At 74.4% G+C, this 20,421-nt stretch carries 19 protein-coding genes; 14 read left to right on the top strand and 5 right to left on the bottom strand.

Annotated elements, in window-relative coordinates:
* Window positions 1–62 precede the first annotated feature (62 nt).
* Window positions 63–1,871, bottom strand: coding sequence for a phosphatidylglycerol lysyltransferase domain-containing protein (locus KUM39_RS09685; RefSeq protein WP_217785049.1), 1,809 nt, complete (start codon window positions 1,869–1,871; stop codon window positions 63–65).
* A gap of 227 nt (window positions 1,872–2,098) precedes the next feature.
* On the opposite strand from KUM39_RS09685, the gene KUM39_RS09680 reads away from it, so the two are divergent.
* Window positions 2,099–3,229 carry an alpha/beta hydrolase gene (locus tag KUM39_RS09680; RefSeq protein WP_217785048.1) on the top strand — a complete coding sequence of 377 codons (1,131 nt, stop codon included), beginning with the start codon at window positions 2,099–2,101 and terminating at the stop codon, window positions 3,227–3,229.
* Window positions 3,230–3,421: 192 nt separating this feature from the next.
* On the top strand, window positions 3,422–4,525 hold the full coding sequence (locus KUM39_RS09675; RefSeq protein ID WP_217785047.1) for a hypothetical protein: 1,104 nt from the start codon (window positions 3,422–3,424) through the stop codon (window positions 4,523–4,525).
* Window positions 4,526–4,623: 98 nt separating this feature from the next.
* Here KUM39_RS09675 and KUM39_RS09670 read toward each other — a convergent pair whose 3' ends face one another.
* Window positions 4,624–6,015, bottom strand: a complete 1,392-nt coding sequence (locus KUM39_RS09670; RefSeq protein WP_217785046.1) for a PH domain-containing protein — start codon at window positions 6,013–6,015, stop codon at window positions 4,624–4,626.
* The gene (locus KUM39_RS09665) at window positions 6,012–6,587 is read right to left on the bottom strand and encodes a PH domain-containing protein (protein WP_217785045.1); all 576 of its coding nucleotides are present in this window, start codon (window positions 6,585–6,587) and stop codon (window positions 6,012–6,014) included. Before KUM39_RS09665 ends, KUM39_RS09670 begins: the two co-directional genes overlap by 4 nt.
* 31 nt (window positions 6,588–6,618) lie before the next feature.
* Between KUM39_RS09665 and KUM39_RS09660 the strand changes: the two genes are divergently transcribed.
* A complete protein-coding gene (locus KUM39_RS09660) occupies window positions 6,619–7,767 on the top strand; it encodes an NADH-quinone oxidoreductase subunit D (RefSeq protein ID WP_217785044.1) in 1,149 nt (382 codons plus the stop codon).
* 67 nt (window positions 7,768–7,834) lie between these two features.
* Here KUM39_RS09660 and KUM39_RS09655 read toward each other — a convergent pair whose 3' ends face one another.
* Window positions 7,835–8,887, bottom strand: a complete 1,053-nt coding sequence (locus KUM39_RS09655; RefSeq protein WP_217785043.1) for an SAM-dependent methyltransferase — start codon at window positions 8,885–8,887, stop codon at window positions 7,835–7,837.
* A 147-nt stretch (window positions 8,888–9,034) separates the two neighbouring features.
* On the opposite strand from KUM39_RS09655, the gene KUM39_RS09650 reads away from it, so the two are divergent.
* Both KUM39_RS09650 and KUM39_RS09645 read left to right on the top strand, forming a co-directional pair.
* Window positions 9,035–10,240: a sensor histidine kinase gene (locus KUM39_RS09650; protein WP_217785042.1), complete on the top strand. Its 1,206-nt coding sequence runs from the start codon at window positions 9,035–9,037 to the stop codon at window positions 10,238–10,240.
* A gap of 125 nt (window positions 10,241–10,365) precedes the next feature.
* Window positions 10,366–11,037 (top strand): response regulator, encoded by a 672-nt coding sequence (locus KUM39_RS09645; RefSeq protein WP_217785041.1) that lies wholly within the window; start codon window positions 10,366–10,368, stop codon window positions 11,035–11,037.
* Window positions 11,038–11,062: 25 nt separating this feature from the next.
* On the opposite strand, the gene KUM39_RS09640 is transcribed toward KUM39_RS09645, so the two are convergent.
* The gene (locus KUM39_RS09640; protein ID WP_217785040.1) at window positions 11,063–12,316 is read right to left on the bottom strand and encodes a threonine aldolase family protein; all 1,254 of its coding nucleotides are present in this window, start codon (window positions 12,314–12,316) and stop codon (window positions 11,063–11,065) included.
* 182 nt (window positions 12,317–12,498) lie between these two features.
* Here KUM39_RS09640 and KUM39_RS09635 point away from each other — a divergent pair, with 182 nt between their 5' ends.
* The 9 genes from KUM39_RS09635 (at window position 12,499) to KUM39_RS09595 (ending at window position 20,363) form a co-directional block, all read left to right on the top strand.
* The gene (locus KUM39_RS09635; protein WP_217785039.1) at window positions 12,499–13,584 is read left to right on the top strand and encodes a Rossmann-like and DUF2520 domain-containing protein; all 1,086 of its coding nucleotides are present in this window, start codon (window positions 12,499–12,501) and stop codon (window positions 13,582–13,584) included.
* A complete protein-coding gene (gene panC / locus KUM39_RS09630) occupies window positions 13,581–14,630 on the top strand; it encodes a pantoate--beta-alanine ligase (protein WP_217785038.1) in 1,050 nt (349 codons plus the stop codon). The genes KUM39_RS09635 and panC overlap by 4 nt, the downstream gene beginning before the upstream one ends.
* Window positions 14,627–16,324 carry an L-aspartate oxidase gene (locus KUM39_RS09625; protein WP_217785037.1) on the top strand — a complete coding sequence of 566 codons (1,698 nt, stop codon included), beginning with the start codon at window positions 14,627–14,629 and terminating at the stop codon, window positions 16,322–16,324. Before panC ends, KUM39_RS09625 begins: the two co-directional genes overlap by 4 nt.
* Before the next feature lie 67 nt (window positions 16,325–16,391).
* Entirely contained in the window at window positions 16,392–17,369 is a 978-nt protein-coding gene (nadC, locus tag KUM39_RS09620) for a carboxylating nicotinate-nucleotide diphosphorylase (RefSeq protein WP_217785036.1), read from the top strand.
* A gap of 5 nt (window positions 17,370–17,374) precedes the next feature.
* Entirely contained in the window at window positions 17,375–18,172 is a 798-nt protein-coding gene (locus tag KUM39_RS09615; protein WP_217785035.1) for a type III pantothenate kinase, read from the top strand.
* A 149-nt stretch (window positions 18,173–18,321) separates the two neighbouring features.
* Entirely contained in the window at window positions 18,322–18,945 is a 624-nt protein-coding gene (locus tag KUM39_RS09610) for a hypothetical protein (protein ID WP_217785146.1), read from the top strand.
* Window positions 18,946–19,110: 165 nt separating this feature from the next.
* Window positions 19,111–19,290, top strand: coding sequence for a hypothetical protein (locus KUM39_RS09605; RefSeq protein ID WP_217785034.1), 180 nt, complete (start codon window positions 19,111–19,113; stop codon window positions 19,288–19,290).
* A gap of 113 nt (window positions 19,291–19,403) precedes the next feature.
* A complete protein-coding gene (locus KUM39_RS09600; protein WP_281425671.1) occupies window positions 19,404–19,820 on the top strand; it encodes a BlaI/MecI/CopY family transcriptional regulator in 417 nt (138 codons plus the stop codon).
* Between the two features lie 9 nt (window positions 19,821–19,829).
* Window positions 19,830–20,363 (top strand): amino-acid N-acetyltransferase, encoded by a 534-nt coding sequence (locus KUM39_RS09595; RefSeq protein WP_217785033.1) that lies wholly within the window; start codon window positions 19,830–19,832, stop codon window positions 20,361–20,363.
* The last annotated feature ends 58 nt before the right edge of the window (window positions 20,364–20,421 follow it).

Below are 20,421 nucleotides of genomic sequence, written 5' to 3'. Positions count from 1 at the left end.
CGTAGGTGAGGGGTGCTCGCCCCGGCTCGGGGGCGGGGCGGGGGCGGGGTCCGGCCGGGGTGTCACGCCGCCCGCATGTCCTGGCCCTGCTGTCCGTGCGGGCACGGAGCCGCCGTGCGGCGGGAGCGGAGGCGGAGGAAGCGGGGGAGGGCCAGCGTGACGAAGCCTTCGGCCTGCATGGCGGCGAGGCCGATGCGGGGCAGGTCGGCGGAGGCGCGGTAGACGACGAAGCGGGGTTCCCAGCGGGGCTGGAACTTGGCGTTGAACTTGTACAGGGACTCGATCTGGAACCAGCGGGAGAGGAACACCAGCAGCCCGCGCCACGCCCGCAGCACCGGACCGGCGCCGATCTTCTCGCCGCGTGCCAGGGCGGAGCGGAACATGGCGAAGTTGAGGGAGACACGGGTGATGCCGAACTTCGGGGCGTCCCGGAGGGCGGCGGCGATCAGCAGTTCGTTCATGCCGGGGTCGGCCGAGCGGTCGCGGCGCATCAGGTCCAGGGAGGCGCCGTCCGGCCCCCAGGGCACGAAGTGCAGGATCGCTCTCAGGTCGCCGTACGGGCCGGACCCGTCGTCGTACCGGTGGGCGGTGGCGATCAGGCAGTCCCCGTCGGAGGGGTCACCGACCCGGCCGAGCGCCATCGAGAAGCCGCGCTCGGTGTCGGTGCCGCGCCAGTCCTCGGCGGCCCGCCTGACCCGTTCCAGCTCGGCGTCGCCCAGGTCACGCACCCGCCGTACGCGGGTCTCGTAGCCGGCCCGTTCGATGCGCTTGACCATCTGGCGCACATTGCGCATCGCGCGTCCGGCGAGGGAGAAATCCGCGACCTCGACCACCGCCTCGTCGCCCAGCTCCAGCGCGTCGAGCCCGGTCTCGCGGGTCCACACCTCGCCGCCGGTCTCCGAGCAGCCCATGACGGCTGGGGTCCAGGAGTGCGCCTTGGCCTCGTCCATGAACCGCTCGATGGCGCCCGGCCACGCCTCCACGTCCCCGATGGGGTCGCCGCTGGCCAGCATCACGCCGGAGACGACGCGGTAGGTGACGGCGGCCTTGCCGCTGGGGGAGAAGACGACCGCCTTGTCCCGGCGGAGCGCGAAGTGGCCGAGGGAGTCGCGGCGGCCGTGCTTGGCCAGCAGTTCGCGCAGCCGGGTCTCGTCCTCGGCGGTGAGCCGGGCGGCCGGGTGCTCGGGCCGGAAGGCGAGGTAGACGGTGGTGACGGCGGTCAGCCAGCCGAGGGCGCCCAGCGAGAAGGCGACCGTCCAGGACGTGCGGCCCGCGTAGGCGACCGGGCCCTCCACGCCGAACATGCCGTACACGACGTGGGTGAGCCGGTCGGCCAGGCTCGGGTTCCCGACCATCCGGTGCGGGTGGACGCTGACGATGATCAGGCCCAGGGCCACCGAACCCGCCGCCATCAGGACGAGGTTGGCCAGCGCCCGCCACCGGCTGCGCGGGTCGGGCAGCGCCGCGAACTCGGCCCGGTGCCGCACCAGCGGGATCAGCAGCACGACCGAGATCAGCGTGCCGATCAGCGAGTGCCGGTACACGAACTCGCCCACCGCGCCCAGCGGGAGCAGCAGGACCGCCGCCCGCCAGGCCCGCCGCTTGCGGCGCCGCAGACCGTGCGCGAGGAGGAGCAGCAGGACACCGGCGCTCAGCGAGAGCGCGGCGGCGAACGGCCCGAAGGAACCGGGCAGCACCTCGGCCAACGCGTGCATCCGGCTGTGCCGGAAGCGCGGGAAGACACCGGCCGCGATGTCGAGGAGTCCCACGAGGGCGCACGCACGGGCGATGAGGGTCGGGACGACCTCGGGGCGTGGACCGCTCAGCATCCGGCGCGCCCGGTCGGATCGGCGCGGAACCTCGTCGGACATTTCCCCATCTATCCTGACAGACATCGCATCCCGTGGTTCTGCGAGAGACCTTGAATCCGGTGCCATCCCGGCATCCGGCGACATTGCGCCCTCTAGGACGGTGTCTCGGCCAGAGAGGTTCACTCCCCTCCGGAAAGTCGGGTCAAAGGCAATGGAAAGCCTCCGGCAAGCCAGCGCGACGATGTCGTGAAGGCTGCCGGGAGCGGAGAGCGCAGGCAGGAAACAGCATGGGTCTCACGAGCAACAAACTGCTGGTGCTGGCGGTCGTGTGCGCCGTCGTGCTGTTCGGGGCGACGGTGTGGCTGTGGCCACGGCTGGCCCGTCGCACCTGGCGGGCCGTCGGCGGACGCGTCGGACTGCTCCTCGCCACCCAGTTCGCCCTGTTCGCCTGCGTGGGCGTCGCCGCCAACCAGGCGTTCGGCTTCTACGGCAGCTGGGCCGACCTGTTCGGCCAGGAGACCGACCAGGGCGTCGTCGTCAACCACTCCACCGAGCTCGCGGCGGGCGGCGGGCCGCTCCAGGTGGTGTCCACCGCGAGCGTGCGGGGCACGTCCGGGGCCCCGCCGCAGCAGGCGGGCCAGATCCAGAAGGTGGACATAGTGGGCCGCCGCACCCACATCGCCACGCCCGCCTACGTCTATCTGCCGCCGGAGTACTTCCAGCCCCGCTTCCGCACCCGGACCTTCCCGGCGGCCGTCGTCCTCACCGGTTACCCCGGCACCTCCGAGGCGCTGGTGTCGAAGCTGCACTATCCGGGCACCGCGCGGGAACTCGCCAAGGACGGGCGGGCGCAGCCGATGATCCTGGTGATGATGCGGCCCACCGTCGCGCCGCCGCGCGACACCGAGTGCGTGGACGTGCCCGGCGGGCCGCGGACCGAGACCTTCTTCGCCCAGGACCTCCCCGACGCGGTCCTCGCGCACTACCGGGTCGGCAAGCGGCCCGGCAGCTGGGGTGTCATCGGGGACTCCACCGGCGGCTACTGCGCGCTGAAGCTGGCGATGCGTCACCCCGGCGTCTACTCCGCCGCCGTGGGACTCTCGCCGTACTACACGACCCCGCTGGACCCGACCACGGGCGACCTCTTCCACGGGAACCGCTCGCTGCGCGACCACAACGACCTGTGGTGGCTGCTCCAGCACGAACCGGCGCCGAACACCTCGCTGCTCGTCACCAGCAGCCGGGTCGGCGAGCAGGACTACGCGCAGACGCAGCGCTTCATCCAGCGCGTCCAGGCGACCAACCGCACCCGGATCTCCTCGATCATCCTCGACAGCGGAGGTCACAACTTCAACACGTGGCGCCGCGAGATCCCGGCCGCCCTCCAGTGGCTGAGCGGTCGGCTGAGCGACCGTTGACCCCTCCCCACCGGTGCGTTGTGCGGGCGTACGGCCGTGTGCGCCCTCCCTGGCGGCGGCGTTCCGGTGGGCACGGGGCCGTCCCGGCGGCGGGCGGCGCGGGGCGGCCGGTGCCCCGTGAACCCTGTGAGGACCCGGTGTTTTTGCGGGGCGGGGGTTCGCCGTCCGCCTACGCGCGGTAAGTTTCTGGCCATGCCACGTGGACGCCACCGCCATTCGCCGCCTCTGCACCGGCTGTTGCCCGCCTCGGCCATCGCCGGGGTCTCCGTCGTGTGCGCGCTGGGCCCCTGGGTGTTCACCGACGCCGTAGCGCTGCGCCTGCTCGCCGCCGCCGCCGCGCTGACCGCCGTCGTCGGCGCGGTCGTGCTGCGCCGCTGGGACTCCCAGGCGGGCAAGCAGGTAGCGGACCTGACCCGGGCGCGGGCCAGTGACGAGTGGCGCTTCGAGGAACGGGTCGCGGAACTGGAGACCGACCTCGACGAGTTCCGCGAGGTGCGCGGCAGGCTGGAGGGACGGCTGCGCGCCAAGCGCGCCGAACTCGCCGGGCTGCGCAACGAACACGCCGCCCTGCTGCGCCGGTACGCCACCGCCGAGACCGAGCGGGCCAGCGCCCTGGAGGGGCGCCGGCTGCTGGAGATCGAGGCCGCCGAGCCCTCCAGCAGGCCCGCGCTGCCGCCCGCCCGCCGCCCGGAACCCGAGCCCGCCGTACCGGCGCCCACCGCCGACGGGTCCCCGGCCGGGGGCGCGTTCTCCGCCGGGGGCGCCCCGCTCTACCGGCGGGCAGCCGCCGCGCTGTCCCGGCTCGACCCCGACGGCGCGTCCGCCCGCACCGGGCACCGCACGGCCGGTCGGCGGACGCGCGCGGACGGCGGCGGGGACACCGCGGCCGTCCGGGAGGACGAGTCGCGGGGGAAGTCCGAGGCGGCCGACGGGCACCCGCACGCGGTCGCCGCCACCCCCGCGCCCGAGGCCGCGCCGGTTCGCCCGCCCGGCGGCCACTACGCCGTGCCGACCGCCGTCGCCGTCGTCCCCGCGCCCGTACGGCGGCCCGCCGTCGAGGGCCGCTTCGACTTCTTCGGCACCCAGCAGGAGACGGCGTCCGCCGCGCTGGAGTCCGTCCAGCACGAGGACCTCGCGGACGTGGTCGGCGCCGAGGCGCTGGCCCTGCACGAGGCCGGTGCCCTGGACGAGCCCGCCGACGAGGCGGCACGCGGTGTGGGCCAGGTCATCGACCTGACGGCCCATGACGAGACCGAGCAGATCGACGTACAGGGGCTGCGCAGCGCCGCGTCCTGAGAGGCGGGGCGTGGAGGCGTAGGGGTTTCCGGGTCTCCCAGGTCTCCCAGGTCTCACGGGTCTCCCGGGTTCCGCGCGTCCGGGGCCGCGCCGGGGGGTCAGGAACTCCCCGCGCGCCTGCGTCCCGTACGGGAGCGTTCCGCCTGCTCGCGCAGCAGCAGCGCGGCCTCCGCCGCGTCCCGGAGTCCCGCGGTGACCGTACGGCCCGCGCCCGAGTCCACGTGGACCGACGCCAGCCGCCACAGGCGCTGCCAGGGCCCCCGCGTCAGCCGGACGCTCTGCACCTTGGCGTGCGGGACCAGGGAGAGGCGGCGGCGCAGCAGACCGTGCCGGGCGGCGAACACGGTGCCGGTCACCGCGAGCCCGTGCCCGCGCCACCACACCGGCAGTACGCGGCCCGCCCGGCGCGGCGGCCGGGACAGCACCGCCGGGACGGTCACCCCCGGCAGCACCCGCGCGACCACCTCCTCGGCCACCGCGCGCGGCGCCACCGGCACCAGCACGGAGTTGGCCGACCCGGCGACGTCCAGCTCCACCCGCACCCAGCCCAGCCGCCGCCACAGCAGCGGCTCCACGATCCGTACCGTCTGCACCCGGCCCCGCGGCACCGTCTCGTGCGTACGGTCCAGCAGCCCGTGGTCGATCCGCAGCCCGTCCGGGGAGTCGGACACCGTCCAGTCGTACTCCGCGACGTACCGCCCCGCGCTGCGCGCGCCCGCCCCGCCGAGCAGCGGCAGCGCGACCCCGAGCACCGTCCATAGGCTGTGCGTGAGGAACCACAGCAGCGGCGGTACGACGAGGGCGGCCAGCAGCGACGCCCAGGTGGCGCCGGTCAGTGCCAGGGCGAGGGCCAGCGAGCGCGGCGGCACCCGCAGCAGGCGGTGGGCGGGCGCCTCCCCGACCGTGCGGGCCGCGTCCGGCGCGAACCCGGCCGCGCGCGCGAGGAGTTCGGCCCGCAGCGCGCGCGCCTCCCGCTCGCCCAGGAAGGACAGCTCGTCCTTCTTCGCCGCGCCGACCACGTCTATCCGCAGCTTCGCCACGCCCGCGATCCGCGCCACCAGCGGCCGGGTCACGTCCACCGCCTGGATGCGCTCCAGCCGGATGTGCGCCGTCCGCCGGAACAACAGGCCGGTACGGATGCGCAGTTCGCTGTCGGTGACCGCGAAACGCGTGAACCACCAGGACAGGAAGCCGTAGAGCGCGGCGGCCGGTATCAGCACGGCCAGCCCGGCCAGCAGCATCGACCCGGTCAGCCGCTCCAACTGGCGCTGCGCCCCGCTCGGATCGTGCCCGGCCCATCCGACGAGTACGGCGACGGGCGCCCAGGCACGGCGGAAGGGGGTGAAGGGGTGGAGGCGGCGTCCGGGGAAGGTCTGGGGTGCGGGGCCGGGTGCGGCTGCGGCCTCGGGTGCGGATACGGCGTCGTCCGGCGGGAGTGGGGCCGCGCCCGGTTCCGGGGCCGCGTCCGGGGTCGTGCCCGGCGTGTTCACAGTCCCGCCGATCGGGCCTCGCCCAGCTCGGTGAGCCGGTCGCGCAGCCGCTCCGCCTCCTCCGGTACGAGCCCCGGAATCGCCGCGTCGGTCGCCGCGGCGGCCGTGTGCAGCTGAATCCCGGCCAGCCCGAACCGCCGCTGCACCGGCCCCGAGGTCACCTCCACGAGCTGCATCCGCCCGTACGGCACCACGGTCTCCTCGTGCCACAGCACGCCCCGGCTGATCAGCAGGTCGTCGGCGCGCTCGGCGTAGCGCCAGGAACGCCAGTTGCGGCCGAGCAGCCACCAGGCCCAGCCGCCCAGCGCGCACGGCAGCAGGGCGGAGGCCGCCCACGCCGGGCCCGCGAACAGACCGGGCAGCACGCCCGCGAGGAGTGCGAGGAGCACGGTCCACAGGGCGAGGAGCAGCCGCCGCATCCGCAGCAGGCCCGGTGGCAGCGCCCGCCACACCGGTTCGGCGCCGGTGCAGGTACCGCCGCCGTCGCCCTGGGTGCCGTCGTCGCCGTCGTGGGTGCCGCCGTCGCCCTGGGTGCCGTCGGTGCCCGCCCCGCCCGCTCTCCCCGTCTCCATGCGGCCAGCCTACGTAGGGGAGACTGGGTCCATGACTGCGACGGAGACCACGGTCGGTGTCGGCGGCGCGGCCGAGAGCACCGACATGGTGCTGAACATCGGTCCGCAGCACCCGTCCACACATGGCGTGCTGCGGCTCAGGCTGGTCCTGGACGGCGAGCGCATCCGCAGCGCGGAGCCGGTGATCGGCTACATGCACCGGGGCGCGGAGAAGCTGTTCGAGGCGCGGGACTACCGGCAGATCATCATGCTGGCCAACCGCCACGACTGGCTGTCGGCGTTCTCCAACGAACTCGGTGTGGTCCTCGCGGTCGAGCGGATGCTCGGCATGGAGGTGCCCGGGCGCGCGGTGTGGACCCGTACCCTGCTCGCCGAGCTGAACCGGGTGCTGAACCACCTGATGTTCCTCGGCTCCTACCCGCTCGAACTCGGCGGGATCACCCCGGTGTTCTACGCGTTCCGGGAGCGCGAGGTGCTCCAGAACGTCATGGAGGAGGTGTCCGGCGGGCGTATGCACTACATGTTCAACCGGGTCGGCGGCCTCAAGGAGGACCTCCCCGACGGCTGGACCGGCCGCGCCCGCGCCGCCGTCGCCGCCGTCCGCTCCCGCATGGACGTCTTCGACGACCTCGTCCTCGGCAACGAGATCTTCCGGGGGCGCACGCGGGGCGTGGGCGCCCTCTCCGCCGGGGCGGTGCACGCCTACGGCGTGAGCGGCCCCATCGCGCGCGCCTCCGGCGTGGACCTCGACCTGCGCCGCGACGAGCCGTACCTGGCGTACGGCGAGCTCCAGGACACCCTGCGCGTGGTCACCCGGAGCGAGGGCGACTGCCTGGCCCGCTTCGAGTGCCTGCTGGAGCAGACCCATGTCGCGCTCGCCCTGGCCGACGCCTGCCTGGACCGGATCGCGCAGCTCCCGCCCGGCCCGATCAACCAGCGCCTCCCCAAGGTCCTCAAGGCCCCCGAGGGCCACACCTACGCGTGGACCGAGAACCCCCTCGGCATCAACGGCTACTACCTCGTCAGCAAGGGCGAGAAGACCCCGTACCGCCTCAAGCTCCGCTCCGCCTCCTACAACAACGTCCAGGCCCTCGCGGAACTCCTCCCGGGCACGCTGGTCGCGGACATGGTGGCGATCCTGGGGTCGATGTTCTTCGTGGTGGGGGACATCGACAAGTAGCCGGGGCGGGGGGCCGGGCCGGAGGCCGGGCAGGGGCCGGGGGCCCGGCGGGCTCTTCCCGGGGGCGTCACGGCCCGAGCGGGTCTCCGACGCCCACGCCCTGGACCAGCCACGTGAAGCCGCCGAGGCCCGCCGGGTCGGTCAGTTCGGCCGCTTCGCCGGTGGTGGTGAGGGCGCGTAGGTAGGCGGTGGGGTCGGTGGTGGCCAGGGCCAGCGGGGGGCGGGCCGGGGTGACGCCGAGGGCGTGCAGGGCGGCGCGCTGGGTGTGGAGGCGTGCGGTGGGGGGCGCGGGCGCGGGGGAGTGCGCCGTGGGGGCGGCCGTGCGCGCCGCTTCCGCGCACGCGTCCAGCGCCACGTGCGCCGTGATGTCGCAGGAGCCGTCGGGCACGGGAGCCGTCTCCTGTCCGGCGCGGAAGCCGGTCAGGGTGCCGAACGGGGGGCGGGCCGCCGCCGTGTGGGCGTAGTCCACGGCGACCGCGAGGCCGCGCGCGACCCGGCCCACCGCCGCCGCCCAGGCGAGATCGCGGGGGTGCCCGATCTCCGCCCGCAGCCCCTCCTCCGGCGGCAGCGGCCACCACCGCGCCAGCCACGCGGCGTCCGCCCCGGACACCGGTGCCCCCGGCTGCTCCGTCCCGTCCGGCGCGACCAGCACCTGCCGGGCCACCCCCGCCGCGTCCACCTCGGCCACGTCCACCGGTACGTTGTCCAGCCACTCGTTGGCGAACAGCAGCCCGGTGACCGACTCCGGCGGCTCCGCACTCCAGCCGATCCGCCGGTCCAGGCCCGCCGGGCGTGCGGCGACCTCCACGGCGTACAGCCGCGTCCGGGCGGCCACCCCGGCGGGCAGTGCGCCCAGCACCCCGGCGGCCAGCTCCCCGCGCCCGGCGCCCATGTCCACGAAGTCCAGCGCGGCCGGATGCCCGAGGGCGTCGTCCACCCGGCACAGCAGCCGGGCCACCGCCCCCGCGAACAGCGCCGACGCGTGCACCGACGTACGGAAGTGACCGGCGGGCCCCTCCGGCCGCCGGTAGAACCCCCGCTCCCCGTACAGCGCCTCCCGAGCGGCCTCCCGCCAGCCCCGTACCGCCTGCGCACCCGCCGACGCGGTGTCGTCCGTCACCGGGCCAGGCTAGGACGGTGGACCTTTCCGGTCGCGCGCGGTCCCCGGCGCCGATCACTCCCTCCACCTTGGGGAGTACGCGCGGGGGCCAGGGATCGGCCCTCCGGTTGACCCCTGCACGCATCCGGTTTCCCTACTCTGGGTTACGTGCAGCGCCTCTACGACTTCCTCCGCGGACACCCCGGCTGGGTGGACGGTTTCTGGGCCGTCGTCCTCGTCGGGCTCTCCTGCGCGAGCGTGGTGCACTCCGGTGCCACGGCCGGCCCGCACATGTCGCGCGGGGTGGGTGTCGCGGTCTCCGTCGCGCTCGGGGTCGTCGTGGCGCTGCGGCGCCGGTGTCCGGAGCCGATGCTGCTGCTCGCGCTGGCCGCCGGGATCGCCCAACTGGTGCTGGACACCGAGCCGGTGGTCGCGGACTTCGCGCTGCTGGTGATCATCTTCACGGTGTCCGCGAACGGCGCCCGCTGGGCCTCCCGGCTGGGCCTGGCCTGCGGACTCGTCGCCGCCCTGCTGGCCCAGATCCGCTGGCCCGCCCAGCACACCAGCTTCGCCGGGCAGGTGGCGATCACGGTGTTCCAGACGGTGCCGTTCGCGCTGGCCTGGGTGCTGGGCGACTCCCTGCGCACCCGGCGCGCGTACTTCGCCGAGCTGGAGGAGCGCGCCGCCCGGCTGGAGAAGGAGCGCGAGGCGCAGTCCAAGGTCGCCGTCGCCGCCGAGCGCGCCCGGATCGCCCGCGAGCTGCACGACGTCGTCGCGCACAACGTCTCCGTCATGGTCGTCCAGGCCGACGGCGCCGCCTACGTCCTCGACGCCGCCCCCGACCAGGCCAGGAAGGCGCTGGAGACGATCTCCTCCACCGGCCGCCAGGCCCTCGCCGAGATGCGCCGCCTGCTCGGCGTCCTGCGCACCGGCGAGCACCAGGAGGGCGGGGAGTACGTCCCGCAGCCGGACGTCGAGCAGATCGACGACCTCGTCCAGCAGTGCCGCACCTCGGGACTCCCCGTGGACTTCAAGGTCGAGGGCACCCCGCGCCCGCTCCCCAGCGGCGTGGAGCTGACCGCGTACCGCATCGTGCAGGAGGCGCTGACCAACACCCGCAAGCACGGCGGCCCCGACGCGGGCGCCAGCGTCCGGCTGGTCTACTTCGACGACGGTCTCGGCCTGCTGGTCGAGGACGACGGCCAGGGCGCCCCGCACGAGCTGTACGAGGAGGGCGGCGCCGACGGCAGGGGGCACGGCCTGATCGGGATGCGCGAGCGGGTCGGCATGGTCGGCGGCACCCTGGACGCGGGACCGCGCCCCGGCGGAGGATTCCGGATCAGCGCCCTGCTCCCGCTGAAACCCGCTCACTGACCCGACGCACGCCTTTCGTTGACACCTGTCACGCACGGCACTTGTACACACGGCACTCCTACACACGGCATTTGTACGCACGACCCCTGTAACGCACGGCCCCTGTACGCACGGAAGAGGACCCGATGGCGATCCGCGTGATGCTCGTCGATGACCAGGTGCTGCTGCGCACCGGTTTCCGGATGGTGCTCGCCGCCCAGCCGGACATGGAGGTCGTCGCGGAGGCGGGCGACGGCGTCGAGGCGCTCCAGGCGGTCCGCTCCACCGAGGTGGACGTCGTCCTCATGGACGTCCGGATGCCCAAGCTGGACGGTGTGGAGGCGACCCGCCGCATCTGCGAGGAGCCCGACCCGCCCAAGGTGCTGATCCTGACCACCTTCGACCTGGACGAGTACGCCTTCTCCGGGCTGAAGGCGGGCGCCTCCGGCTTCATGCTCAAGGACGTGCCGCCCGGCGAACTCCTCGCCGCGATCCGCTCCGTGCACAGCGGGGACGCGGTGGTCGCCCCCTCCACCACCCGCCGCCTCCTCGACCGCTTCGCCCCCCTGCTCCCCGCCGCCCATCCGGAACCCCGCCACCAGGAACTCGGCCGCCTCACCGACCGCGAACGCGAGGTCATGATCCTCGTCGCCCAGGGCCTCTCCAACGGCGAGATCGCCGCCCACCTCGTCCTCTCCGAAGCCACCGTCAAGACCCACGTGGGCCGCATCCTCACCAAGCTCGGCCTCCGCGACCGCGTCCAGGTGGTCGTCCTGGCCTACGAGACGGGCCTGGTCAGAGCGGGCGGCCACGGCTGAGCGGCCGACCGGGACCCGAGGGCCGCTACACCTCCCGCAGCAGCCGCGCGTACTCCCTCGCCGCCTCCCCGACCTCCGCCGCGGACCACTCCAGGCCCTCCGCTTGGAGGGAGACCTCGGTGCGGGAGATACCGGGGGCGGGGCTGTCCCACCAGCCGCCGAAGAGAAGGGTGGAGGTCTGTTCGGCCTGGCGGACGGCCGCCTCGGCGGTGATCTCGGGCGGGTGGGGAAGCCAGACCTGGAACTCGTGGGTGTGCGGGGTCTCGGGGTTGATCCGGAACCAGGGCAGGCCCGCCTCAGTGAAGCCCTCGCGCAGGGCGGTGGCGACCACGCGGGCGTGGCGGACGTACTCGGGCAGGCGGGGGAGGGCGCGGTCCAGGCCGATCAGGGCGGACAGGGCCGTCGGGAACTGCTGGAAGACCATCCCGCCGTACCGGTGCCGCCAGGTGCGCGCCTCCTCCACCAGTGTCCGGGGACCGGCGAGGGCGGCGCCGCCGAGGCCGTCGAGGGACTTGTAGAAGGAGACGTAGACGCTGTCCGCGAGGTCGGCGATCTCGTCGAGCGGGCGCCCGAAGTGCTCGGTGGTCTCCCACAGCCGCGCACCGTCGAAGTGCACCACCGCGTCCCGCTCCCGCGCCGCATCGACCAGCGCGGTCAGTTCCTCCCAGGTCGGCAGCAGGAACCCCGCGTCCCGCAGCGGGAGTTCGAGCATCACCGCGCCCACCGGCTCCGGCAGGTCCCGTATCTCCTCGGCGGTCGGCTGCCGGGGCTCACTCGTCAGCCGCACCGGGCGCAACCCGCTCACCTGGGAGAACGCCTGCCGCTCGTGCACCTCGGGGTGGGACAGTCCGTGCAGTGCCACTGCCGGGTTCCCGGTACGCCCCGCCCAGCAGCGCAGCGCCACCTGCTGCGCCATCGTGCCGGTCGGGAAGAAGACGGCCGCCTCCTTGCCGAGCAGCGAAGCGACCCGCTCCTCCAGCGCGCCCACGATCCGGTCGCCGTACACATCGGTCGGCCGGTCCAGGTCGTACGCCTCCTCGCCCGCCGCCAGGAGACCGGTCAGCCGGTCCCGTATCGACGCCCGCGCCGTGGGCCGGTTCAGCACGCGCCGCGCCTCCCGCTGGACCACCCCGCGCCGCTCGCGCAGCAGCTCGGCCGCGGACGGTCGCCCGTCCGGCCCGGTCGCGCCGTCGGGCGCGGATTCCGGCCCGCTCACGTCCTCGGACCCCTTCGCATGACCCGGTTCGGTCGTACCGCCGGACTCGTTCGCATCGCTCATGACCTGGATGATGCCCTGCCCGGTCACGAGCGGGCAGCGGAGTTTCCACAGGCGGCGGCATTCGTACGACCGCGGCCCCCGGCCTGTGGACGACGCCGGGCCCCGCCGCACCCGATAGCGTTAACATGACGAGAAATCGTCCGGTACCCAGATGCGGACTGGAACGGGAAGGCCGCCGTCGCGTGAGTACAGTCCACCAGCCAGATCCCCAGGACCGCCCCGCGCGGCTCACCGTCGGTGTCGTCGGCGCCGGACGCGTGGGCCCCGCGCTCGCCGCGTCCCTCCAGCTCGCCGGACACCGCCCGGTCGCCGTCTCCGGGGTCTCCGACGCCTCCCGCAGGCGGGCCGGGGAGCTGCTCCCGGACGTCCCCCTGGTGCCCCCCGCCGAAGTCCTCCGCCGTGCCGACCTCGTCCTGCTCACCGTCCCGGACGACGCCCTGCCCGGCCTGGTCGCGGGCCTCGCCGAGACCGGCGCCGTCCGCCCCGGCCAGCTCCTCGCGCACACCTCGGGCCGGTACGGCGCCCGGGTGCTCGACCCCGCCCGGCGCGCGGGCGCGCTCCCGCTGGCCCTGCACCCGGCGATGACCTTCACCGGCACCCCCGTGGACGTGCAGCGGCTCGCCGGATGCTCGTTCGGGGTGACCGCCCCCGAGGAACTGCGGCTGGCCGCCGAGGCACTGGTCATCGAGATGGGGGGCGAACCCGAGTGGATCGGTGAGGAGAACCGCCCGCTCTACCACGCGGCCCTCGCGCTCGGCGCCAACCACCTCGTCACCCTGGTCGCCCAGTCGATGGAACTGCTGCGCACCGCCGGTGTCTCCGCTCCCGACCGCATGCTCGGCCCGCTCCTCGGCGCCGCCCTGGACAACGCGCTGCGCTCCGGCGACGCCGCCCTCACCGGCCCGGTCGCACGCGGCGACGCCGGTACGGTCGCCGCGCACGTCACCGAACTCCGCCGCCACGCCCCGGCCACCGTCGCCGGATACCTGGCGATGGCCCGCGCCACCGCAGACCGCGCCCTCGCCGCCGGTCTGCTGAAGCCGGAACTGGCCGAGGACCTGCTCGGCGTGCTGGCCGAGAGCGACCGCCGCACCCCCGGACCCGGACCCGAGGGCGGACCCCGACCAGAGGGCGGACCCGGAGCCGCCCCCCACTCCGGTCCGCCCCACCCCCAGGCCCCCGGCAGCTCCCCCGGCACACCCCCCGGTGACGACCCCACCGACCCCACCGAAGGTCCCGCCGACGGCCCCGAGGGGGACCCCCGATGAACCTCACCCCGAACCCCGCCCCCGGCACCACGCCACCCCCCGGCACCACCCCCACCCTTCTCCACACCGCCCCCGACCTCCACGCCCGCACGCCCCGGGGCCGCCGGGCCGTCGTCATGACGATGGGCGCCCTGCACGAGGGGCACGCCACCCTCGTCCGAGCCGCCCGTACCCTCGCGGGCCCGGACGGCGAGGTCGTGGTCACCGTCTTCGTCAACCCGCTCCAGTTCGGCGCGGGCGAGGACCTCGACCGCTACCCCCGCACCCTGGACGCGGACCTCGAAATCGCCGGACGGGCGGGCGCCGATGTGGTGTTCGCGCCGTCCGTGGACGAGGTGTACCCCGGCGGCGACCCGCAGGTACGCATCGCGGCGGGCCCGATGGGCACCGTCCTGGAGGGCGCGTCCCGGCCCGGCCACTTCGACGGCATGCTCACCGTCGTCGCCAAGCTGCTGCACCTCACCCGCCCCGACGCCGCCCTGTTCGGGCAGAAGGACGCCCAGCAGCTCGCGCTGATCCGCCGTATGGTCCGCGACCTGAACTTCGGCGTGGAGATCGTCGCCGTACCCACCGTCCGCGAGGACGACGGACTCGCCCTGTCCAGCCGCAACCGCTACCTCTCCGCCGGGGAGCGGGCGACCGCGCTCGCGCTGTCCCGCGCCCTGTTCGCGGGCCGCGACCGGCACGCGGCGCAGGAGGCGCTGCGCGCCCGCGCCCTCGAAGTGCCGTCCTCGCGGGCCCGCGCCGAGGCGCTCAGCAGGCTCGGTGAGTCCCGCGCGGCGGCCGACGCGCACGCGGTCGCCACGGCCGCGCCCGGCGGCCCGGCGGCCGTGCGCGCCGCCGCCCGCCAGGTGCTGGACGAGGCCGCCCGCCTCGACCCGCCGCTGCACCTCGACTACGTCGCCCTGATCGACCCGTCCGACTTCACCGAGATCGCGGACGGCCACACCGGCGACGCCGTCCTCGCGGTCGCCGCCCGCGTCGGCGCCACCCGGCTGATCGACAACCTCCCGCTCACCTTCGCACCACCCGGAGCCGCCTCGTGACCAGCACCGGCATACGCCTGCACGCGCCCGCCCCCGGCTGGTCGATCGACGCCGACGTGGTCGTCGTCGGCTCCGGCGTGGCCGGTCTGACCGCCGCGCTGCGCTGCGAGGCGGCGGGCCTGAGCACGGTCGTCGTCACCAAGGCCCGCCTGGACGACGGCTCCACCCGCTGGGCCCAGGGCGGCATCGCCGCCGCGCTCGGCGACGGGGACACCCCCGCCCAGCACCTCGCGGACACCCTGGTCGCGGGCGCGGGCCTGTGCGACGAGGAGGCCGTCCGCATCCTCGTCACCGAGGGCCCGGACGCGGTACGACGGCTCATCTCGACCGGCGCCCACTTCGACACGGACGCCGGGGGCACCATCCAGCTCACCCGCGAGGGCGGCCACCACCGGCGCCGCATCGCGCACGCGGGCGGGGACGCGACCGGTGCGGAGATCTCCCGCGCGCTGGTCGAGGCGGTCCGCGCGCGCGGCCTGCGCACGGTGGAGAACGCGCTGGTCCTGGACCTGCTGACCGACGGGGAGGGCCGTACGGCCGGGGTCACCCTGCACGTCATGGGTGAGGGGCGGCACGACGGGGTGGGCGCGGTGCACGCGCCCGCCGTGGTGCTGGCGACCGGCGGCATGGGCCAGGTGTTCTCCGCGACCACCAACCCGTCCGTCTCCACCGGCGACGGTGTCGCCCTCGCGCTGCGCGCCGGTGCCGAGGTCAGCGACCTGGAGTTCGTGCAGTTCCACCCGACCGTGCTGTTCCTGGGCGCCGACGCGGAGGGCCAGCAGCCGCTGGTGTCCGAGGCGGTGCGCGGCGAGGGCGCCCACCTGGTGGACGCCGACGGGGTGCGCTTCATGGTCGGCGCCCACGAACTGGCCGAGCTGGCGCCCCGCGACATCGTCGCCAAGGGCATCATGCGGCGGATGCTGGAGCAGGGCGCCGAGCACATGTACCTCGACGCCCGGCACTTCGGCGCCGACATGTGGGAACACCGCTTCCCGACCATCCTGGCCGCCTGCCGCGCGCACGGCATCGACCCGGTCACCGAGCCCGTCCCGGTCGCCCCGGCCGCGCACTACGCCTCCGGCGGCGTCCGCACCGACGCGCGCGGCCGGACGACGGTGCCCGGCCTGTACGCGTGCGGCGAGGTCGCCTGCACCGGTGTGCACGGCGCCAACCGGCTCGCCTCCAACTCCCTGCTGGAAGGGCTGGTCTACGCCGAGCGCATCGCCGCCGACCTGGCGGCGGCCCGTACCGCGGGGGAGCTGGTCCCGCGCGTGCCCGGCTCCGTCCCCGCCCCCGAGCGGCCCGCGCACCCGCTGCACGCGCCGGAGACCCGGTTCGCCGTCCAGCGGATCATGACCGAGGGCGCGGGCGTCCTGCGCTCGGCGGACTCCCTCGCCGAGGCCGCCGACCGGCTGCGGCGGCTGGACGAGGCGGCCCGCGACGCGCTCGACGACGGCAAGACCGCCGAACCCGGCGTGGACACCTGGGAGGCCACCAACCTCCTGTCCGTGGCCCGCGTCCTGGTCGCCGCCGCCCTGCTGCGCGAGGAGACCCGCGGCTGCCACTGGCGCGAGGACCGCCCCGACGCCGACGACACCGCCTGGCGCCGCCATGTCGTCGTACGACTCGATCCCGACCGCTCGCTGGCCCTGCGCACCACCGGCACCGCGGACTTCCCCCCGACCCTCCCCTGACACCCGCGCCCGCACCGCACACCCGCCCCACCCCGCAGACCCCACTTCGCACCCCAGGAGCAGACACGTGAGCAGCGACGACCTTCCCCTCGTGACCGACGGCGGCTGCGGCGACGGCTGCGCCTGCGGTGCGGACGGCGACGAGGAGTACCTGGAGAGCGGTCTCGACCCCGCCCTCGCCGAACTGCTGGAGGCCGCCGGGCTGGACCCGATCGAGGTCGAGGACATCGCCAACCTGGCCGTACAGGAGGACCTGGACGGCGGGGTGGACGTCACCACGGTCGCCACCATCCCCCAGGAGGCCGTCGCCACCGGCGACTTCACCGCGCGCGAGGCCGGTGTGGTCGCGGGCCTGCGGATCGCGGAGGCCGTGCTCTCGGTGACCTGCACCGACGAGTTCGAGGTCGAGCGGCACGTCGAGGACGGCGACCGGGTCGAGGCCGGGCAGAGGCTGCTGTCCGTCACCACCCGCGCCCGCGACCTGCTCACCGCCGAGCGCAGCGCCCTCAACCTGCTGTGCCGCCTCTCCGGCATCGCCACCGCCACCCGCGCCTGGGCGGACGTCCTCCAGGGCACCGGCACCCGGGTGCGGGACACCCGCAAGACCACGCCGGGCCTGCGCTCCCTGGAGAAGTTCGCGGTGCGCTGCGGCGGCGGCGCCAACCACCGCATGTCCCTGTCGGACGCGGCGCTGGTCAAGGACAACCACGTGGTCGCGGCGGGCGGGGTCGCCGAGGCGTTCAAGGCCGTCCGGGAGACCTTCCCCGAGCTGCCCATCGAGGTCGAGGTGGACACCCTGCACCAGCTCCGCGAGGCCGTGGACGCGGGCGCCGACCTGATCCTGCTGGACAACTTCACGCCGGGCGAGTGCGAGGAGGCCGTCGGGATCGTCGCCGGGCGCGCGCTGCTGGAGGCGTCCGGGCGGCTCACCCTCGCCAACGCCCGCTCCTACGCGGACACCGGCGTGGACTTCCTCGCGGTCGGGGCCCTCACCCACTCCTCGCCGATCCTGGACATCGGCCTGGACCTGCGCGAGGCGGAGTAACGCCCATGCTGCTCACCATCGACGTCGGCAACACCCACACCGTTCTCGGTCTGTTCGACGGCGAGGACATCGTCGAGCACTGGCGCATCTCCACCGACCCGCGCCGCACGGCGGACGAACTCGCGGTGCTGCTCCAGGGGTTGATGGGCATGCACCCGCTGCTCGGCGGCGAACTCGGCCAGGGCATCGACGGCATCGCCATCTGCGCCACCGTCCCCTCCGTCCTGCACGAACTCCGCGAGGTCACCCGCCGCTACTACGGCGACGTCCCCGCGATGCTGGTCGAGCCGGGCGTGAAGACGGGCGTCCCGATCCTCACCGACCACCCCAAGGAGGTCGGCGCCGACCGCATCGTCAACGCGGTCGCCGCCGTGGACCTCTACGGCGGCCCGGCGATCGTCGTGGACTTCGGTACGGCGACGACCTTCGACGCGGTCTCCGCGCGCGGGGAGTACGTCGGCGGTGTCATCGCACCCGGCATCGAGATCTCCGTCGAGGCGCTCGGGGTGCGCGGCGCCCAGCTCCGCAAGATCGAGGTCGCCCGCCCCCGGCGCGTCATCGGCAAGAACACCGTCGAGGCCATGCAGGCGGGCATCGTCTACGGCTTCGCCGGACAGGTGGACGGCGTCGTCGCCCGCATGGCCCGCGAACTCGCCGACGACCCCGAGGACGTCACCGTCATCGCCACCGGCGGCCTCGCCCCGATGGTGCTCGGCGAGTCCTCCGTCATCGACGAGCACCAGCCCTGGCTGACCCTGATCGGCCTGCGGCTGGTCTACGAGCGGAACCTGCCGCGCAGGTGAGGACGGCACCGGCACCGGCGGTACCCACGCCCCGGTGCCGGTGGGCGAATCTGCACGACACGCCCCGAACACACCATCCCGATCTGTCGCTTTTGTCCGATTAGCGATAGCGTCGCCGCATGCCCACGCCACACGGATCCCGCGGCGGCATGGCGTTCGGTGCGGAGGAGCTGCGCGTGCTCCGCCGGGCCCTCGCCCTCGCCCTGAACCCCCGCCGAGCCTCCGCCGAGGACGTCAAGGACTGTCACCGCCTCGCGCGGTCGCTGGACGAGGCGACGCGGGAGGGGGAACGGCTGCGCGCCTTCCTCGTGGCCGACCTCGGCCGGTACCGCGCCGCCCTGCCCGGCACGGCCGCCGGGTACCTCGCCCTCCTCGACGAGGCGCTCGGTGCCGGACACCGGCCCACCCCCGACGACCTCGCCGCCCTGCGCGCCCTGCGCGGCACCCCGGAGGCGGCGGCCCTGCTCGCCCGCTGCCGCACCCTGAACGAGCAGGACATGCGGGCCCGCTTGGCCCAGGGCGCCCGCACGGTCCCGGCGCCCGCCGTACCGCACTCCCGCTCCCGCCTGGTCGGGCTGCGGGGCGGGGTGACGGCGGGACCCGCCGACACCGGCGCCACCCCGGGGTCCCGGCCGAAGCCGGGGAGCACCCCCCAGCCCCGGCCCGCCGAGCCCCCGGCCCCGCCCAAGCGCCCCATCCCCACGCCCGGCGAGGTCTTCCCGCGCCGCAAGCCCGCCGACCCCCCGGCCTCCCGCGAACTGGCGGCGGGCTGACCGCACCGCACCGCATCGCCGCACGTCCACCGGCACCGACGGCCACCGCACCCCCACGGCGGTGGCCGTCGCCGTACCCCGAGGGCGCCGTCCACGCGAACCGCCGGACGGCCCGTTCGTCCACCCCGCCCGATTCGTGCCCGTTGGCGTCGCTACTCTGTCGTCATGGACTACCTCTCCGCGCTCGTGCCCCCGGTCGTCATGGCCCTCTTCTTCATCGGTGTGGTCCGGGTCATCGTGAAGACCCAGGGCGGGGCGGCCAAGGCCAAGGAGGACGCGGCCGTGGACGCGGCCCTCTCCCGCGCGGAGTCCGCCCGGCAGGCCCCCGTCGGCCAGGAGTCCTGACCCGTACGCCTTTCCCGACCCGTACGTCCTTTCGTCCCCTTTCTTCCCTCTCGTGCACGTCCGGCACGCGACGGGATGCTTCGCGCACTATCGTGCAGAGCGTGCCTCGCCCCCTGGGAGAACTCGAAGACGCGGTCATGACGCGGGTGTGGAAGTGGAACCGTCCGGTCACCGTCCGGGAAGTCCTGGAGGACATCCAGCGGGACCGGTCCATCGCCTACACCACCGTGATGACCGTTCTGGACAATCTCCATCAGAAGGGCTGGGTGCGCCGAGAGGCGGAAGGCCGCGCCTATCGATATGAGGCCGTCTCCACCCGCGCCGCCTACGCCGCCGCCCTGATGAACGACGCCTGGTCGCAGAGCGACAACCCGGCCGCCGCTCTCGTCGCCTTCTTCGGCATGATGAGCGAGGAACAGCGCGCCGCTCTCCGGGACGCCATGCGCATCGTCCAGGGACCCGAAACACGCTCTCCCGAGCCGGAGACCACCGAGAACCCCGGTTCGTCCGGCGGGGGTACGGGGCGATAGCGTCCGCCCATGTCAGCAGAACCTTCCGCGGCAATCGCAAAAGCCATCACGGTCCGGCGGGCCCGAACCGCCGATGTCCCGGCCGTACGCCGCCTCCTCGACGACTACGCCCGCGAACGCATCCTGCTCGACAAAGCCACCGTGACGCTTTACGAGGACATCCAGGAGTTCTGGGTCGCGGAACGCGACGACAACGCCGAGGTCGTCGGCTGCGGTGCCCTGCACGTCATGTGGGAAGACCTCGCGGAAGTGCGCACTCTCGCGGTGAAGCCCGGCCTCACCGGTACCGGAGTGGGCCACCGCGTCCTCGCGAAGCTGCTGGAGACCGCGCGCTGGCTCGGTGTCCGCCGGGTTTTCTGTCTCACCTTCGAAGTGGACTTCTTCGGCAAGCACGGCTTCGTGGAGATCGGGGAGACTCCCGTTGACGCCGATGTGTACGCGGAGCTGATGCGTTCCTATGACGAGGGCGTCGCGGAGTTCCTGGGTCTCGAACGAGTGAAACCCAACACCCTGGGCAACAGCCGGATGCTTCTGCATCTGTGAGCGCCATTGCCCCGGTCGCCTATGTCCGAAACGCGCATCTTTCCGGACCGGGGCGGAG

It is taken from the genome of Streptomyces corallincola (assembly GCF_019104725.1).
GTDB lineage: Bacteria > Actinomycetota > Actinomycetes > Streptomycetales > Streptomycetaceae > Streptomyces > Streptomyces corallincola.
The sequence above is the reverse complement of the archived record's forward strand: the minus strand, read 5'-3'. Positions and strand labels throughout refer to the sequence as shown.

What these genes read in the sequence shown, in the direction of transcription:
- KUM39_RS09685 (WP_217785049.1), bottom strand. Translation starts at nt 1,871, where the DNA reads ATGTCCGACGAGGTTCCGCGCCGATCCGACCGGGCGCGCCGGATGCTG.
- panC (WP_217785038.1), top strand. Translation starts at nt 13,581, where the DNA reads ATGAACCTCACCCCGAACCCCGCCCCCGGCACCACGCCACCCCCCGGC.
- KUM39_RS09605 (WP_217785034.1), top strand. Translation starts at nt 19,111, where the DNA reads ATGGACTACCTCTCCGCGCTCGTGCCCCCGGTCGTCATGGCCCTCTTC.
- KUM39_RS09615 (WP_217785035.1), top strand. Translation starts at nt 17,375, where the DNA reads ATGCTGCTCACCATCGACGTCGGCAACACCCACACCGTTCTCGGTCTG.
- KUM39_RS09660 (WP_217785044.1), top strand. Translation starts at nt 6,619, where the DNA reads ATGACTGCGACGGAGACCACGGTCGGTGTCGGCGGCGCGGCCGAGAGC.
- KUM39_RS09610 (WP_217785146.1), top strand. Translation starts at nt 18,322, where the DNA reads ATGGCGTTCGGTGCGGAGGAGCTGCGCGTGCTCCGCCGGGCCCTCGCC.
- KUM39_RS09680 (WP_217785048.1), top strand. Translation starts at nt 2,099, where the DNA reads ATGGGTCTCACGAGCAACAAACTGCTGGTGCTGGCGGTCGTGTGCGCC.
- KUM39_RS09675 (WP_217785047.1), top strand. Translation starts at nt 3,422, where the DNA reads ATGCCACGTGGACGCCACCGCCATTCGCCGCCTCTGCACCGGCTGTTG.
- KUM39_RS09595 (WP_217785033.1), top strand. Translation starts at nt 19,830, where the DNA reads ATGTCAGCAGAACCTTCCGCGGCAATCGCAAAAGCCATCACGGTCCGG.
- KUM39_RS09640 (WP_217785040.1), bottom strand. Translation starts at nt 12,316, where the DNA reads ATGAGCGATGCGAACGAGTCCGGCGGTACGACCGAACCGGGTCATGCG.
- KUM39_RS09645 (WP_217785041.1), top strand. Translation starts at nt 10,366, where the DNA reads ATGGCGATCCGCGTGATGCTCGTCGATGACCAGGTGCTGCTGCGCACC.
- KUM39_RS09665 (WP_217785045.1), bottom strand. Translation starts at nt 6,587, where the DNA reads ATGGAGACGGGGAGAGCGGGCGGGGCGGGCACCGACGGCACCCAGGGC.